The organism is Pseudomonas viridiflava, assembly GCF_003702045.1.
In the GTDB taxonomy this organism is placed as follows: domain Bacteria; phylum Pseudomonadota; class Gammaproteobacteria; order Pseudomonadales; family Pseudomonadaceae; genus Aquipseudomonas; species Aquipseudomonas viridiflava_C.
In genome coordinates, this window is sequence record NZ_RBTP01000012.1 from 872,560 (window position 1) to 887,644 (window position 15,085).

Consider the following 15,085-nt stretch of genomic DNA (forward strand, 5'->3'; position numbering starts at 1 on the left):
ACGGTAGTATGCGTATTTCTATGACGCAGTTGCCGTTCGTTTGGGATGGTCATAGGATGACTGATCACAAACAATAACAAGAAGGTTTCCATGAAAAAAATACTGGTGCTGGCCGCTGCGGTGGGCTGCTCGTTCGGCCTGCCTGCCCAGGCGTCGACCTTCGCGTACATCTCTAGCCCTGGGGACGGGCTGATCTCACAGTACAGGCTGGATGACGCCAGTGGCGCGCTCAGCCTGATCGAGCAGATCAAGGCGGGTGATCAGGTCAACCCGATGGCCCTGTCGCCGGATGGCAAGGCATTGTTCGCGGCCTTGCGCGCCAAGCCTTATCGAGTCGTCAGCTTCAGTATCGAGCCTGGCACCGGTCACCTGAAGCCATTGGCCCAGGCTCCGCTGGCCGAAAGCATGGCTTACCTGTCTACCGATCACAGCGGTCGCTTCCTGATGGCGGCATCCTATGGTGCTGATTTACTGAGCGTGCAGCCCATCGACGCCCAGCACCGTCCCAGCGACAGCATCCAGACCTACAAGACCGGCATGCACGCGCACTCGGTGCGTACCGACCCCAGCAACCGGTTTGCCTACGCTGGCAATCTGGGCGTTGATCGCGTTCTGCAATACCGCCTGGAACCCAAGGACGGCAAGCTCGTGCCCATCGGCGAAGGCTATGTCGCGACGCCCGAGAACACCGGACCGCGCCATCTGGCCTTCGCACCGAGCGGCAAGTTTCTGTATGTCGTGGGCGAAATGTCCGGCACGGTGACTGCGTTTTCCATCGACGACAAGACAGGTGGCTTGAAGCAAATCAACCAGGCCAACGGCATTCCCGAGCGCTTGAAGCTGGCGCCGGGTCAGGCGCGTGATGCGCGCAACAATGATTTGAAGGACGATCCGACGCCGCGCATCTGGGCGGCCGATGTGCGCATTTCACCGGATGGTAACTGGCTGTTCACCAGCGAGCGCACCACCAGCAGCATTTCGGTGTTCAAGGCGGATCCTGCCAGCGGTAAGGTGAGCTTTATCGAAAACTACCCGGTCCAGGAAAAGCAGCCGCGCAACATCGCCGTGGCGCCGAGCGGGCGCTGGTTGCTGGTCACCGGCGAAAAGGCCGAGAAGGTTGGCAGCTACAGCATCGCGGCGGATGGCGCATTGAAGCGCGTGGGTGAAGCGCCGTCTGGCAAAGGCGCGCTGTGGATCGAAATGCTCAGCCAGCCTGCTCAATAACCCCCACTGCAAAACGCGAAAACCCTGCCGCAGGGCAGGGTTTTCAAGAACAGCGCGTTCTGTTTCAGGCGTCTGGCTTAGAACGCCACGCCCTGACTGCGCAGGTAATCGTCGTATGTACCGCTGAAGTCGATCACACCGCTCGGGCTCAGCTCGATGATTCGGGTGGCCAGCGAGGACACGAACTCACGGTCGTGGCTGACGAAGACCAGGGTGCCTGGGTAGTTTTCCAGCGCGAGGTTGAGGGCCTCGATGGATTCCATGTCCAGGTGGTTGGTCGGCTCGTCCATCACCAGCACGTTAGGCTTTTGCAGAATCAGCTTGCCGAACAGCATGCGACCCTGCTCACCACCTGAAATCACCTTGACCGACTTCAGGATCTCATCGTTGGAGAACAGCATGCGGCCCAAGGTGCCACGTACCAGTTGCTCGCCGCCTTGGGTCCATTGGCCCATCCAGTCGAAGAGGGTGCTGTCGTCTTCGAAATCGTGGGCGTGGTCCTGAGCGTAGTAACCGATCTCTGCCGACTCGGTCCATTTCACCGAGCCTGCATCCGGTTGCAACTCGTTGACCAGTGTGCGCAGCAGGGTGGTCTTGCCGATACCGTTCGGGCCAATGATCGCCACGCGCTCGCCGGCTTCAACGGTGAAGCTGAAGTCCTTGAACAGCGGCACGCCGTCGAACCCCTTTGCCATGCGTTCGACCACAACCGCCTGACGGTGCAGCTTCTTGGTCTGCTCGAAACGGATGAACGGGCTGACACGGCTGGACGGCTTGACCTCGGCCAGCTGGATCTTGTCGATCTGCTTGGCGCGGGAAGTGGCCTGCTTGGCTTTGGAGGCGTTGGCCGAGAAGCGGCTGACGAACGATTGCAGTTCGGAGATCTGCGCCTTCTTCTTGGCGTTGTCAGACAGCAACTGCTCGCGGGACTGGGTCGCCACGGTCATGTATTCGTCGTAGTTGCCCGGGAACAGACGCAGCTCACCGTAATCCAGGTCAGCCATGTGAGTACACACGCTGTTCAGGAAGTGACGGTCGTGGGAGATGATAATCATCAGGCTGTTACGCTGGGTCAGAATGTTTTCCAGCCAGCGAATGGTGTTGATGTCCAGGTGGTTGGTCGGTTCGTCGAGCAACAGCACTTCCGGATCGGAGAACAGTGCCTGCGCCAGCAGTACGCGCAGTTTCCAGCCCGGCGACACTTCGCTCATCGGGCCATTGTGCTGCTCGATGCCGATACCCAGACCCAGCAACAGTTCACCGGCGCGGGACTCGGCCGTGTAGCCGTCCATTTCAGCGAATTCGGTTTCCAGCTCGGCAACGGCCATGCCGTCGTCTTCGCTCATTTCCGGCAACGAGTAGATGCGATCGCGCTCGGCTTTGACCTTCCACAGTTCTTCGTGACCCATGATCACGGTGTCGAGCACGGTGAACTCTTCGTAGGCGAACTGATCCTGGCGCAGCTTACCCAGACGCACGTTCGGCTCCAGCATCACCTGACCACCCGAAGGCTCAAGATCGCCGCCCAGGATTTTCATGAACGTGGATTTACCGCAGCCGTTGGCGCCGATCAGGCCATAACGGTTACCGGCACCAAACTTGACCGAGACGTTCTCGAACAAGGGCTTAGGGCCGAACTGCATCGTGATGTTAGCTGTGGAGATCAATTACTTTACCTATCAATTAGTTACGCGGCTCTGGATTTAGCCTTGGACCAACTTGGACCAATTTGAAGCTTTTCCATCTCGCCCCAGTTGCCGCTTGAGCTAAGCCAGCGCGCATATGTGGAGAGCAGCATCTGGACTGAGTGTCCGAGCTGTTGGACGATAAGGGAGGGGTTCATTCCAGACATTGCGCATATTGTCGCATAAGTATGACGACAGTTGTACGGTGGCCGGTGTCGAAGAGGCACCGGCGCTGGTTTGGTCGGAATAGAAGGCGTCGCAATTGCGATCAATCCTTGCAGCCGGGTAATCGATTTCGAAGTCAGCGATGAGTCGCGCCATCAGCGTGCTGCTGAGGCCGATCAGGTTCTTGGCTGCATGCGGGACAGACCTCGGGCGCGCACTTCCTTGATGCGCACGACGTTCATAGGCTCTACGATAAGTTCATGCTGTGGCCGGTAAATACCGCGCCAGGCTTGTATCGAAGTTGAGGTGTGAGCCTGTCAATCTTTCCTGCCGGCGTTGAGTGGGCGTTCTGCCTAAGGTTGCTTCTTGACCGCGAGCCCCTCAGGGCTCGGGTCCTGCTGATAGCTGTCAGATGATATTGCTGTAAATCAGCCACGTCAGAACAGCGCCCGCGCCAAAGAAGGTGCCGGACCAAAAAATCTTGCTCATTTGGCCTAGGATCAGGGTATTGCAGTTTTTGCAGCGCATTGCGGAAACCTCACTTTTAGATTCACAAGCGGAATGCCTGTTATCTAAATAGTGGGAACGCAATGCCCCTTTTTGGGGGTAAAAAGCCAAAAAATCGAACCTGTTTTTTAATCGCCGCAGAAAGAGACCATCGCTTTGTCGTGATCCGTAAACAAATCGAATTATGTATCCGAGCAATTTAGCTATCTGCTGATAGCTCGGTCGATCGAACCGGCACAGCGCGCCGCCAGTTGTGGCGACGCTACTCTGGGTCGCTTTACGCTTCATCCGCGCCCACCAGTCAGCCTTGCTGCAGCCACTGGCGATGATTGGGTAGACCTGCTTTGCGCCTGTGAGAAAGAACAGGTCGCAGTTGCCCTCCAGCTTGCGGCCATTGATCGTTGGTCACTCCAGATCAAACGGCTGCGCTTTCCAGAAGTCTCCGATCTGCAGCACGCCGACACCCGCATCTGCCAGCGGCATCACTATCGTGGCGTGTTTACTCTCTGTCGTAGTCTTTCGGTGCCGGATCTTGCCTACCCGGAGCGGTTTGTCTGCTCGAATGCTGGCCATCATGTTGATCGGGGTCACCTCGGTTGAGCATCCAACTGTCCGCGGGTATTTGTGGATCACTCTGATTTTGAGACCGATGGGGCAGAACCTCGTCACAGGGGGCGGCAGGTATCTGCGTTTACGGATCAGGGCTTCGAAAGGCTCGCCGTCCCGACTGCCGGTTTCTTGGGCGAAACCGGCTAAGCCTCGATCATCGTCGCGGTACTCCAACCAGACAATGGGCACCTGCCGGCGCTGCGAGCATTCATACGCAAAGTCGAGGCTGGCGGATGGCGGGATGTGCTTCGCCGGTGTTGGCAATCGTGACGATCAGATCGTCCAGATCATCGTTGGCGACCAGTACGTGGCGCAGCATGTAGGCGCTGGTCCGCCCACCGGAAAAGCTGACGACCGTCGTCCCGGACATTTGTAGGGAAACATGCGAATTTCTCGCCGGGATGGCGTGATTCGTTGAAGCGGGGTTAGGGGTATTCGTATTGATGCATCCAATACCCAAAGAAAGTATTGGCTCAATCGGTCTACCGGTGAGACGCCGGGGTGAACCCTTGAATTTAGCGCTTTTTGAATAGATGAAACATACCGTTACAAGAACCTTGAGTGTCTAAACCCCTCATTTGCGGGGGTTAGCGTCTGAACCCGACGGACGGCGGTAGTGGTGAATGGCTTGCTTGACGACACAGGGGAACATGACATGGAGTACTCGATATGATGCTGCGCAAACTTAACCTTGCACCCCGATCCGCTTTCTGCTTCGGACTGTTCTGTCTGATGATTCTTGCATTGGGGCTTATTGCGCTCAGACAGGCATCAAGTTTGAATGCTGCTGAAAAATTCGTTGAAACAAACGTTCTACCAAGCATCTCTTTGCTCGGGATGATGGACCGTGACTTTGTCAGTATCAGGGGCAGCAATGCCAGACTGCGCAACCCTATTGAACCGGATGACCGCCAGGCCGCCGCCTTGGAGGACGTAAAAAAGTCAAAGTTGGCAGTGCAGGATCTGATTTCAAAACTGCAGCCCCTTATTGTGACCCCAAAGGGCAAGCAACTCTTCGGCGATCTATCGAAGGCCTATTCTGAATACCAAGTTCTTCAGGACCAATATTTGGCTCTTATCGCTGCAGCAAATATTGACGAAGCCGTGAAGCTATCCAGCGGAGCGATGAAGCAGTCGGCTGATGCTGTAGAGCACCTCATAAAAAATCTAATTGAGCTGAACAACGGCAAGGCCAGAAAGGCGGGCGAGGAAGCTACGGCGCTCTATGAGGATACGAAGCTCATTGTCGGAGGCTTCATTGCAGCGAGCACGCTCGCAGCAATCGTTCTTGCTCTGATGTACACCCGCAGCATCACACACCCTGTTAGCCAGTCGTTGACCATTGCCGAACGCATTGCCAAAAATGATCTGACAGAAGTCATCGAGCCTCAAGGACACGATGAAGTCGCCCGACTCATGATGGCTTTGAAGGCAATGCAAGGCGGGTTGCGTACCACGCTTTCCTCCATCTCCGACTCTTCCAATCAGCTCGCTTCAACAGCTGAAGAAATGCATGCGGTCACAGAGGATGCAAACAAAGGCATGCTGCGGCAGAACAACGAAGTTGAGATGGCCGCTACGGCTGTTACTCAGATGAGCGCTGCTGTTGAAGAGGTGGCCAGGAACGCCTCCGCAGCATCCGAGGCTGCCAATCGTTCAAACTCCGCGGCCGTATCCGGTCGTACACGTGTAGATCAAACCGTCGAAGCGATCAGCCTGATGGTCGGGAGCGTCGAAGACGCCACCCAGGAAGTGCAAGGTCTTGCTGTAATGGCCACTGACATCAGTAAAGTCCTTGACGTCATTCGTGCCATCGCTGAACAGACCAATCTCCTGGCGCTAAACGCTGCGATTGAAGCTGCCCGAGCCGGAGAGGCCGGCCGTGGATTCGCAGTGGTAGCCGACGAGGTGAGAGCATTGGCGCATCGCACCCAGCAGTCCACCAGCGAGATCGAGCAGATGATTAGCTCGATACAGAAGGGCACCGGAGCAGCTGTGTCGGCTATGAGCCATACGAATGCACAGGCTCAGAAAACCCTCGATACTGCTCATGGTGCTGGCTCTGCGCTGGTCGAAATCACCGAGTCGATCGACAATATCACCGAGCGAAATGTCCTGATTGCTACCGCTTCGGAAGAGCAAGCACAGGTCGCGAGGGAAGTGGATCGCAGTCTGGTAAGCATCCGCGACCTGTCGAATCAAGCTGCTGATGGATCGAGTCAAACAGCCATCGCGACATCTGAACTGACCAAGCTTGCTGTCGAATTAAATCGCCTCGTAGGCCAGTTCCGGATGTAGGTTTGGATCGCTCGGATTCGCCCATTCGTAACAAGAGTGAGCTGATGACGGGCGGTGCTCGCCATAAATTCGGTTGGATGAGATGATCAATGTCAATTGGCCATCAATGTCTATAAGGAAATGACATGAAAGACTCAATCATCCGACTCAACGACTATCTCTGCTACCTAACTATCGCTTTCGCGGGTCTAGCGGGCTACATCTCCATCGGCGTAATGGGCGCGATTGGCGGTCTAGTCGTAGGCTCCGTGTTTGCGGGCTTTTGGCTCGTCCTCTCAGGGATTTACGACGAGCTTAAGAAGCTCACTTTAGGCAAGTGACTGGTTGAATCAGTGCGCGCTGGCGCTTGGTGATGAGTCTGTAAGACGTCCCAAAGGAGGTGGTAACCGTGGTTGGCAGAATTTCTGATGCAGAGCTTCATGCCATGCGTATTCGAAAACTGGAGAACGACATAGCTGACTCTGAACGACTTGGCATGGAGGTCAAGTTTATGCACCTGTCCGCGTTGACTGAGACGAGCAGAGAACATCATGTCGAGAGACATGGCGAGTTATTTACGGGGCAGCAGATGCTCGCTTGGTGGGCAGATGCAGATAACAGTGTGCGCTGTCGTTGTGCTTGCACTCCAGTGGCGCTAGACGATAAAGGAAGGCCAATGACGCCGGACATGATAGCCAATGCAAAGGCTGAGCTTGAGGCGTTCAAGGCTTCTGAGTTGTACCTGTGCTGAAGAATGCGGGTTAGCCGGTAATTCGCTCACCGATCACCGTGGTGGCGAATGTGCATATTCAAGTTGCACCTTGAAACGCCCGCCGCAGGTATCGGAACTCATATCCCTGTTGCCATAGTCTTGCGACTCGGGTAGTCCGACTCGTCGTAATCTGCTTCTGCCACTTTGGCTAATGCGGCTACCTTGGCGACCGCATCCTCTCGGTCTTGGCATGGCTTGCAGATAAAACCGTCAGGTCGACCCCACAGGGGGCGGTCAGCTTGGACCTGTGAGCATCGCAGCTCACGCATACGTCGTGCTTGTCGCAGACGCTGTAGCTGTAACGCTCACCCGTCACCTCTTTCGGCGCCTGCTTGGAGCCTGGCCAGACCCTGAGCCGCAACTCCTTTTCCCCGACCTTCTGCCGCTTGAGCGCTGTTTTGTCGTCCCGCTGTTTATGGGTGAGGGCTATTTGTCAGCTCCGTATAGCCGCTGGGCGTCAAGTGAATGTACTGCCGACGTTAGCCTTGACGGGCGCGATTGTTGACCCGCCTCACTTCTTGCGAACCCGCGGCAATGAATAGTCGATGCCGTACTCTTCGATCAGCCGGTACAACAGCGAATTGCTGGTGTCCAAGTCGGCCATCGCTTCTTTTCGGCTCAAACCCCGATCCCTCGCTGCGATCAGCCGCTCGACATTGTCAGCGTCATGAGAACGGTCCAAGGCGTTCGGCTTGACGAAGGGCGTAGGCTCGAATTTTTGGAGCTCGATGCCGTACTCGTAGGCCAGCTTGCGCAGTGTGTAGTCGCTCCAACCCGTGTCACGCATGATCTCGGCCTTAGTCATCGTCACGGCCAGCTCGCGCACTTTGCTAGCCATCGCGGACTTCGCCTTGGCCCGTTCCTCGGCAGCGGCCACACGCTTCACTTGGGGATCTGTCGCGCTGGTGGTTGTTTCGGGAAGCCGCGACCATATGGCTTTGCCTTGGGCAGTGGCTGGCAGCTGAACCCCGGCAGGGCTTTTACAACGCCGCCACGTTGTTCATATTCGTCACTGCCTCAGCCAAGCGACCCGATTCGGTCTGGTTTCGCTGGATTGCACTCAGTTCGGTCGTCATCATGCTGCGACCGCAAGCGTTTAATGCGTTCAGGCAACGACAACACCGTTCACGTGATCTGCCGATCCGGAAGTGGCGCACCTTAAAGCGCTCAGGGCGCTACCTTTCTGCCCGCCATATGATCCAAATACGCTATCAGCTTATCCAGGTCGGCATCCGGCAGGACCGTTTCCGAAAACGCGGGCATCTTCGCCTGCGGCCACTGGCGCAAGTCCTGCGGGTTGCGAATGTAGCTTCTGAGGAACTGTGCGCCAAAGTACTCGGTCGGGTTGTAGGGGATATTCAGATCCGGTCCGAACTGCGCGTCCCCGGCACCGTTGAGACGATGACAAGACAGGCAGTTTCGCTGAAACAGCGCAAAGCCTTGATTGACCGGGTCGTCACTCTTCAGCGCAGGATCCGGCAGCAGGGCGGGGAAGCGTTCGGCAACCGATGCCATGCGCTGGATGCTGGCCACTTCAAATGGCCACTGTTCGGGGCTGATATGGGCGGCCTGCGGATCCGTCCACACGATATAGAAAGGCCCGGCGCTGGGTTTGTCGGCAGCGAGCGGCGGCCAAGGATGGGCAGGGTCTTCAATCGCCAGCCAGGCCCGCGCGCCTTTGTCGTTGAGCAACGGCGCGGCGGGCATTTCGGCAGCAAAGCCGTCCAGAGCGACTGCCTGCAGGTGGTCGCCAGGTCGTATGCCAGTCAGCAGTGCGGCCAGGGGTACGGCGCGATAGGTCATGTCCCTGTGATAGGACACATCGTCTTTTACGGTGATGGTTTGCAACTGAGGATGGCTGAGCAATTCTTCGGTTTTCAAGGTGCGGCTGTTCTCGCCAAGCTGCATCTGCAGTTGTGCAGCATGCAACGAGGTGCTCAGCATCAAAACTCCGAACAGAACAAGCGCTTTCAAAAGGTGGCCCTCTCTCTCATAAGTGCGAGAAGTCTCGCAAAGCCGTCAAGGTCGAACATCGTTGCGCGTGAACAAACATCCATCTGTTTATACGAAGGGATGCTTTCACGGTCCAGTGAATAAAACGACTAAGTTGCGCCGCCTGTAGGGGAAGACCTCATGTAGGCCGGATGCGCTCTAAATGCAGGTGCGCAGGTAAAGCTTGGCAGCAAACGGCCGACACCATTCGAATGGAGGAAAATACGGCTACGGCAGGCTGATATTGATCATCTTTGGCTCTCTGAGACGTCACTTAAAGAACGTTCGCCCGAGGTAGTTCTAACCAAAAGAGTGCAAGTCATGAGGTCTGCAATGCTTAGAAATGCCCCTTTGAGTACGAAATTACTGCTCATTCTAATGTTTCCCCTGCTGGGTTTTCTGGCCTTCGCAGGTATCTTCGTCGCTGATAAAAGCGACACGCTGGGTTCCATGAATCGCGCCGTCACTGCCACCGGCGCTGCTCAAAAGTTGAGTGATGTCGTGACTACCATGCAGCGCGAGCGCGGAGCCAGCGGCGTGTTTCTGGGCAGTGGTGGCAAGACCATGCAGGACAAGCTCAAAAGCCTTCGTCTGGAAACCGACAAAGCGGTCGCAGCAATGCGGGCCCAGTCGACCGAAGGTCTTCCGGAGCCTGACAAGGTACTGCGCGCCATCGACGATCTGACGGCGCTTCGTATGAAAGTGGATGGCCAGGCCATCAACAATACTGAGTCCGGTACCCGTTTTACCGACCTGATCAAAGTCATGATCGGTTTCAATTACTCGCTGGAATCCAGTATCGACGATCCGCAGATCCTGCGCTCATTGAGCTCGCTCAACCAGTTCGTTGACATGAAAGAGCGTGCCGGCCGCGAACGCGTGCTGCTGGGTCTGGCCTTCAATCAGAACCGATTTGACGCCGCGCTGTTGTCGCGTTTCAGTCGCAACCTGGGTGAATTCTCCGGGTACTTCGAAGCCTTCCAGCGCTGGTCGCCCGTAGCGTTCAAGAACAAGCTGGACGCTGTGCTGCAACAACCCGGCTCACTGGAAGTGGCTCGCCTGCAGCGCCTGGGTTTCGATACACCCCTGGGTGACCCTCTCAATATCAAACCTGAAGACTGGTTCAACCTGTCGACCAGCCGCATCGACCTGATGGCTCAGGTGGAATCGGAGTTGGGTCAGATGGTGGTAGGGCTGGCCAACGACGAGCGCAACGACGCCGAACGCAGTCTGTACGTGGCAGTCGCCACCGTTGTGCTGATGTTGATGGCCGTGCTGTGGCTGGCGTCGGTGATCATTCGTAACATCAAGATTGCCGTCGTTGATGTGAACCGCACCCTGATCTCGCTTTCCACCCGGGACCTCACGGCCAGAACTCGCTACACGGGCAAAGACGAGTTCGGTGAGATAGCGCGCAACCTGGACAACATGGCGCTGCAAATCAGCGAAGTCATTCGCGAGATCGGCAGCGCTACCGCTCAGGTCGCTACCGCAGCCGAGCAGTCTTCGGCCGTCGCATTGCAAACCAGTCAGAACGTCGCTCAGCAGCGTCAGGGCACCGATCAGGTAGTGACCGCGATCAGCGAGATGAGCGCCACCGTCAAGGACGTTGCGCACAGCACGACCGACGCCGCCGAAATGTCGCAGCGGGTCAATGCGAGCACTGTGCAGGGCAAGACTGAAATCGAGAACACCATCAGCCTGATCCAGGGCCTTGAGGTGCAGGCCGAACAGACTTCCCGGATCATCGACGAACTCAAGGGGGAGAGTGATTCCATCTCCTCGGTGCTGGATGTGATCCGCGGTGTGGCCGAGCAAACCAACCTGCTGGCACTGAACGCAGCCATCGAAGCGGCCCGTGCGGGTGAGCAGGGTCGTGGCTTTGCGGTGGTCGCCGATGAGGTCCGGAATCTGGCCAAAAAGACTCAGGATTCCACCGTCAGCATCCAGAAAATGATCGCCAACCTGCAATCCGGTTCGGACCGTGCGGCGACCTCGATGCAGGAAACCCTTGGCAAAGCCCAGGAGGGCGCCAGTAATGTCGTGCGTGCCGGCGAGTTGCTCGAAGAGATCGCCGATGGTATCGCCACCATCAGCGACCGTAACATTCAGGTCGCCTCGGCCGCCGAGCAGCAAAGCGTGGTGGCTGAAGAGATTCACCGCAACGTCACTGACATCAACGCGCTGGTTATCCAGGTCAGTGCCGGTGCCGAGCAGACGGCCATCACCAGCCGCGAACTGGCTCGGCTGGCCGAACACCAGCAAGGGCTTGTGGGTCGATTCAAAGTGAGCTGACGCTTAACGGCGCTGGTTTGATGTGCAAAAGCCTGAAGGTGCGAACGTTCAGGCTTTTGTGCATTTGAGGGCGCGCCTTTCTGGTACTCGAAATCGGTAGAAGCCTTGTCGCGACGCTTTAAAGGGCTTGTATTGAACCTGGCGTGGACACTTAACAGCCACCTCATGTGACGTTTTGCCTTAAGTGGCAAATAAGTTAGAAAGGTTTCGCTTTGAAGTGAGCGCGATGACAGGAAAGCCCAGTGATCACCGGGCTTTCCGGCAGGTCAGCATTACTCCGGATTCTGCTCCTGTTTACTTGCAAGCTTGCGCTGCGCCAGACGGGTTTTCAGTGCATGAAGAGGGTGGATGCACATCGCAATCGCTCCAAGCAGAAAGACGATGAAGATAGAAATCAAGGCGAAGCCTTCGTGCGCGAACATTGTGAGTTACTCCTGTGATTCACGTTGTCGGTCACGGAAGCGTAGTTGCTGAATCGTTTCACTTGATGAAGATTTCTTCAGGAACTTTCATGCTTGCGGCCTGTGACGAGGCTCTAGCCAGTGATTGCGGGCAGACTGTGCTTCGGCTGCCCGCTTACACACAGGTTGGCCGCAGGCCCTGACCCCAGCCTTGTCGCCTGCATCATCCTGATCGTTTCGGTGAAACATCGGTCCGTTTATAACGTGCAGTTTTTGAGAGTGAGCACGGAACTAGAGGATGTCATTACGAGACTATAGATGCGCTTGTGCCAGTGCAGTCGACTGACGCTGGCGCGTATTTCCATTCCTTGAGGTTCATGACATGAAGTCGCTCTTTCGTTCCGGTTTGCTCTTTGCAGTCGTATTGCCGTTGTTACTCACAGGATGTGGCGACAAGGAACCGGAGCAACGCGCTGCGTTTACCCAGTTTCTACAAACCCGCATTGTCGATAAGCCAGGTGTTCGTGTTCCTAAGCTCACTGATGATGAGAAGAAGTCGTTCGGGGACTACAGCTCTCACTACGCGGTCATTTCGGACTTCAACGCCGGTATGGACGCCTCGGTCAAGCCGCTTAATGATTTGGTTCAGAAAGGTGCCATTCGCTCGTTGAATGACGTGATCGCACGCCGTGCAGACCTCAAGGCCGTCCAGACAGGTCTCAATGACATGGGCGAACAACTGACCAAAGAGCAGGCCAAGGCCGACGCCGCTCATGAGACGCTCAAGCAGCCGGATGACCTCAAGGCTGTCTATGACAAAGCCTATGACAAGACGGTCAGCGTACCGGCCAATACCTTTCGTGAAGTCCTGCCACAGATCAGTGCCACGTTCGACAGCACCGTAAAGATCGCCGACTACGTTGACGCACACAAATCACAGATCGATCTTTCCGGCTCGGTTGCCAAAGTGAACGATCCGGTGGTGCAGACCGAACTCAACAAGCTTCTGCAGGACCTGAACAATCAGGCCAGGAACGTGCAGCAGGCGCAAAGCCGTCTGCAGTCGCTCATGCTGGGCCGATAGTTTATCGGCACGCGCCTGAGCGGTCTCCTGATGGCAGGAGTCCGCTCGGGCGGGCACCCGTTTGCCGGCGGCCAGGCTGTCCGGTCGGTTGCGAAATCCTCGTCACCGCCTAGTCTGTCTGGCAGACAGCCTGACGCACTGTCAGGCCTTGCAGTGAGGAGGTGAAGCGTGTCGACAATACCACCACTTTTCAATGAAGAAGTGCTTGCCTGGGACCGCTACGCGGCGGCTGCGCTGAGCACGACGATCACCCAGACCGAGACTGCGCAGGAGGCAGTCCTGGCTGCCGCCGACCTTGCTGACCGGCTCATCAAGGAGCGGGAAAAGCGGATCAAGGCGGCGAAAGAGCATCTGTTTCAACATTGACCGGCCATTCGAGCCCGGTACGGATATCGGGCTTTCTCGGCGGGTGAGCCTTCGCCGTGATGTATGATTTGCGCCTCGTCAGTCTTCCCCGACCCTGCCCTCATGTTCAATACCACCCCTCTTGATATACGCCTTCGCGACGCTGTGGTCGAAGATTCGCTGTGCTTGGCCGCACTGGGGCTACAGGTGTTTCTGGATACATACGCCACCGATGGCATTCGCGCGTCTATTGCTCAAGAGGCATTTGAGGCGTTTTCCTGTCAGGCCGTGGCGCGGATCATTGCCCAGCCCGAGACGTTCATTATGGTTGCCGAGTCAAACGGGCATCTGGTGGGGTTTGCTCAAGTGGCCCTGCATACTGCGCACGAGATGATCGACGACAGTGCGCAGGCGGCCGAATTGCAACGATTGTATGTTCAGGAACGGTTTACCGGACACGGCCTGGGGCGCCGCTTGCTCAAGGCCGCCGAGCAGCATGCGGCACGTGATGGTGCGTCGTTGCTATGGGCAACGGTCTGGGTGGGCAATGAGCGGGCGCTGGCGTTTTACCCAGGCATGGGCTATTCGCTTAAGGGCTCGCCGGTCTACGTGTTTCAAGGCGAGGAACATGGCAATCGGCTGTTTGCCAAACGGCTGGATGGTGATGAGGTACAGTCGCACACATCGTCAGTCCTGATCTCAGACGCTTCTAAGGAGCCGTTGCCTTGACCCTCATAAAAATCGCCGCCGGTGGCTACGAATTTCTCGCCGAAACCAACCCGGATGCGCCGAAGACTGTCGCAGCCTTTCTAGAGCTGCTGCCTTACCGACAGAAGTTCATTCATGTGCGTTGGAGTGGCGAGGGTTGCTGGGTGCCGTTGGACGATTACGAACTGAAGGTGGATGACACACCGGTCGGTTTCGAAAATGCCACGAGCCATCCGTCGGTGGGTGACATTCTGTTTTACCCGGGGGGTTACAGCGAGACGGAAATCATCCTCGCGTATGGCTCGTGCTGTTTTGCCAGCAAGATGGGGCAGTTGGCGGGCAACCATTTCCTGACGATCACCGAGGGTAAGGAAAATCTGCGCAAACTGGGCGTGAAAACGCTGTGGGAAGGGGCACAGGACGTAGTGTTCGAACGCGCCTGAGGGGTGTTTCAAACGAGATACTGATTTGCCAGTATTTTTTGGAACCGCTGATCTCCGCCAAGGGTCTAGTCAACAATGCTTCCAGAACCCGGAAGCCGAACTGGAGATCAGTCCTTGAATATTTTCGAAGCCCTACGCGAAAGCCATGATCGTCAACGCGGCTATGCCGATGCACTGATCCAGACCAGTGGCGATTCAGAAGCCCGGGCTCAGGCCTATAAGCAACTCAAGGAAGAGCTTCAGGCACATGAAACGGCCGAAGAGCGCTTCTTCTATATTCCGTTGATGGAACACGACAACGGTGTTGATCTGAGTCGCCATGCCATTTCCGAGCATCACGAAATGGACGAAATGATGGAGGAGCTGGACGAAACCGAGATGTCCAGCCCGGCGTGGCTGGCCACGGCGAAGAAGTTGTCGGAGAAAGTGCATCACCACTTGAAAGAAGAAGAGCAAAAGTTTTTCCAGATGGCGGGCAAGCTTCTGGATGAAAAGCAGAAACAGGCATTGGCGGGTAAATACGTTAAAGAGTACGAAGAGCAACTTGCCGAGGGATGACAGGTGTTCACGATGCTAGA

Annotated in this window: 17 protein-coding genes and 2 pseudogenes; 11 read left to right on the plus strand and 8 right to left on the minus strand. The window is 56.4% G+C overall.

Annotation, left to right across the window (positions count from 1 at the left end; all coding sequences use genetic code 11):
* Nucleotides 1–90 precede the first annotated feature (90 nt).
* Nucleotides 91–1,224 carry a lactonase family protein gene (locus ALP40_RS05895; RefSeq protein WP_122207328.1) on the plus strand — a complete coding sequence of 378 codons (1,134 nt, stop codon included), beginning with the start codon at nt 91–93 and terminating at the stop codon, nt 1,222–1,224.
* 77 nt (nt 1,225–1,301) lie between these two features.
* Here the strand turns inward: ALP40_RS05895 and ALP40_RS05900 are convergent, their stop codons facing one another.
* From ALP40_RS05900 to ALP40_RS26080, 5 genes and pseudogenes are all read right to left on the minus strand, one after another.
* Nucleotides 1,302–2,891: an ABC-F family ATPase gene (locus tag ALP40_RS05900; RefSeq protein ID WP_025995726.1), complete on the minus strand. Its 1,590-nt coding sequence runs from the start codon at nt 2,889–2,891 to the stop codon at nt 1,302–1,304.
* Nucleotides 2,892–2,911: 20 nt separating this feature from the next.
* Nucleotides 2,912–3,130: pseudogene (locus tag ALP40_RS25750) on the minus strand (site-specific integrase); the annotation flags it as partial.
* Between the two features lie 352 nt (nt 3,131–3,482).
* Nucleotides 3,483–3,869, minus strand: a complete 387-nt coding sequence (locus tag ALP40_RS26070) for a hypothetical protein (protein ID WP_259640678.1) — start codon at nt 3,867–3,869, stop codon at nt 3,483–3,485.
* Between the two features lie 117 nt (nt 3,870–3,986).
* Nucleotides 3,987–4,364: a hypothetical protein gene (locus ALP40_RS26075; protein WP_259640679.1), complete on the minus strand. Its 378-nt coding sequence runs from the start codon at nt 4,362–4,364 to the stop codon at nt 3,987–3,989.
* 34 nt (nt 4,365–4,398) lie between these two features.
* Nucleotides 4,399–4,560: a hypothetical protein gene (locus ALP40_RS26080; RefSeq protein ID WP_259640680.1), complete on the minus strand. Its 162-nt coding sequence runs from the start codon at nt 4,558–4,560 to the stop codon at nt 4,399–4,401.
* 302 nt (nt 4,561–4,862) lie between these two features.
* Between ALP40_RS26080 and ALP40_RS26085 the strand changes: the two are divergent.
* The 4 genes and pseudogenes from ALP40_RS26085 to ALP40_RS05925 form a co-directional block, all read left to right on the plus strand.
* Nucleotides 4,863–5,630 (plus strand): annotated as a pseudogene (locus ALP40_RS26085) (MCP four helix bundle domain-containing protein); the annotation flags it as partial.
* Nucleotides 5,631–5,759: 129 nt separating this feature from the next.
* Entirely contained in the window at nt 5,760–6,488 is a 729-nt protein-coding gene (locus ALP40_RS26090; protein ID WP_375139992.1) for a methyl-accepting chemotaxis protein, read from the plus strand.
* A 125-nt stretch (nt 6,489–6,613) separates the two neighbouring features.
* The gene (locus ALP40_RS05920; protein ID WP_122207330.1) at nt 6,614–6,808 is read left to right on the plus strand and encodes a hypothetical protein; all 195 of its coding nucleotides are present in this window, start codon (nt 6,614–6,616) and stop codon (nt 6,806–6,808) included.
* A gap of 104 nt (nt 6,809–6,912) precedes the next feature.
* Nucleotides 6,913–7,218: a hypothetical protein gene (locus ALP40_RS05925; protein WP_122207446.1), complete on the plus strand. Its 306-nt coding sequence runs from the start codon at nt 6,913–6,915 to the stop codon at nt 7,216–7,218.
* Nucleotides 7,219–7,750: 532 nt separating this feature from the next.
* Here ALP40_RS05925 and ALP40_RS05935 read toward each other — a convergent pair.
* Nucleotides 7,751–8,077 (minus strand): hypothetical protein, encoded by a 327-nt coding sequence (locus ALP40_RS05935; protein WP_147478296.1) that lies wholly within the window; start codon nt 8,075–8,077, stop codon nt 7,751–7,753.
* 329 nt (nt 8,078–8,406) lie between these two features.
* Nucleotides 8,407–9,183, minus strand: coding sequence for a cytochrome c (locus ALP40_RS05940; RefSeq protein WP_183135996.1), 777 nt, complete (start codon nt 9,181–9,183; stop codon nt 8,407–8,409).
* A 426-nt stretch (nt 9,184–9,609) separates the two neighbouring features.
* On the opposite strand from ALP40_RS05940, the gene ALP40_RS05945 reads away from it, so the two are divergent.
* A complete protein-coding gene (locus tag ALP40_RS05945; RefSeq protein WP_183136005.1) occupies nt 9,610–11,526 on the plus strand; it encodes a methyl-accepting chemotaxis protein in 1,917 nt (638 codons plus the stop codon).
* Between the two features lie 272 nt (nt 11,527–11,798).
* On the opposite strand, the gene ALP40_RS25505 is transcribed toward ALP40_RS05945, so the two are convergent.
* Complete coding sequence (locus ALP40_RS25505; protein WP_181112896.1) at nt 11,799–11,948, minus strand: hypothetical protein; 150 nt, start codon at nt 11,946–11,948, stop codon at nt 11,799–11,801.
* Between the two features lie 361 nt (nt 11,949–12,309).
* On the opposite strand from ALP40_RS25505, the gene ALP40_RS05950 reads away from it, so the two are divergent.
* The 5 genes from ALP40_RS05950 (at nt 12,310) to ALP40_RS05970 (ending at nt 15,065) form a co-directional block, all read left to right on the plus strand.
* Entirely contained in the window at nt 12,310–13,011 is a 702-nt protein-coding gene (locus tag ALP40_RS05950; RefSeq protein ID WP_122207336.1) for a DUF3053 domain-containing protein, read from the plus strand.
* Between the two features lie 168 nt (nt 13,012–13,179).
* A complete protein-coding gene (locus tag ALP40_RS05955; protein ID WP_122207337.1) occupies nt 13,180–13,377 on the plus strand; it encodes a hypothetical protein in 198 nt (65 codons plus the stop codon).
* 102 nt (nt 13,378–13,479) lie between these two features.
* Nucleotides 13,480–14,085 (plus strand): GNAT family N-acetyltransferase, encoded by a 606-nt coding sequence (locus ALP40_RS05960; protein ID WP_122207339.1) that lies wholly within the window; start codon nt 13,480–13,482, stop codon nt 14,083–14,085.
* Nucleotides 14,082–14,507, plus strand: coding sequence for a DUF3830 family protein (locus ALP40_RS05965; RefSeq protein ID WP_122207340.1), 426 nt, complete (start codon nt 14,082–14,084; stop codon nt 14,505–14,507). The genes ALP40_RS05960 and ALP40_RS05965 overlap by 4 nt, the downstream gene beginning before the upstream one ends.
* A gap of 114 nt (nt 14,508–14,621) precedes the next feature.
* A complete protein-coding gene (locus tag ALP40_RS05970; RefSeq protein WP_181112899.1) occupies nt 14,622–15,065 on the plus strand; it encodes a hemerythrin domain-containing protein in 444 nt (147 codons plus the stop codon).
* Nucleotides 15,066–15,085 lie beyond the last annotated feature (20 nt).

Bases quoted from the DNA above. Each gene is read 5' to 3' on its own strand.
- ALP40_RS05895 (WP_122207328.1), top strand. From the start codon at position 91: ATGAAAAAAATACTGGTGCTGGCCGCTGCGGTGGGCTGCTCGTTCGGC.
- ALP40_RS26070 (WP_259640678.1), bottom strand. From the start codon at position 3,869: ATGAAGCGTAAAGCGACCCAGAGTAGCGTCGCCACAACTGGCGGCGCG.
- ALP40_RS26080 (WP_259640680.1), bottom strand. From the start codon at position 4,560: ATGTCCGGGACGACGGTCGTCAGCTTTTCCGGTGGGCGGACCAGCGCC.
- ALP40_RS26090 (WP_375139992.1), top strand. From the start codon at position 5,760: ATGGCCGCTACGGCTGTTACTCAGATGAGCGCTGCTGTTGAAGAGGTG.
- ALP40_RS05920 (WP_122207330.1), top strand. From the start codon at position 6,614: ATGAAAGACTCAATCATCCGACTCAACGACTATCTCTGCTACCTAACT.
- ALP40_RS05925 (WP_122207446.1), top strand. From the start codon at position 6,913: ATGCGTATTCGAAAACTGGAGAACGACATAGCTGACTCTGAACGACTT.
- ALP40_RS05935 (WP_147478296.1), bottom strand. From the start codon at position 8,077: ATGGCTAGCAAAGTGCGCGAGCTGGCCGTGACGATGACTAAGGCCGAG.
- ALP40_RS05940 (WP_183135996.1), bottom strand. From the start codon at position 9,183: ATGCTGAGCACCTCGTTGCATGCTGCACAACTGCAGATGCAGCTTGGC.
- ALP40_RS05945 (WP_183136005.1), top strand. From the start codon at position 9,610: ATGTTTCCCCTGCTGGGTTTTCTGGCCTTCGCAGGTATCTTCGTCGCT.
- ALP40_RS25505 (WP_181112896.1), bottom strand. From the start codon at position 11,948: ATGTTCGCGCACGAAGGCTTCGCCTTGATTTCTATCTTCATCGTCTTT.
- ALP40_RS05950 (WP_122207336.1), top strand. From the start codon at position 12,310: ATGAAGTCGCTCTTTCGTTCCGGTTTGCTCTTTGCAGTCGTATTGCCG.
- ALP40_RS05960 (WP_122207339.1), top strand. From the start codon at position 13,480: ATGTTCAATACCACCCCTCTTGATATACGCCTTCGCGACGCTGTGGTC.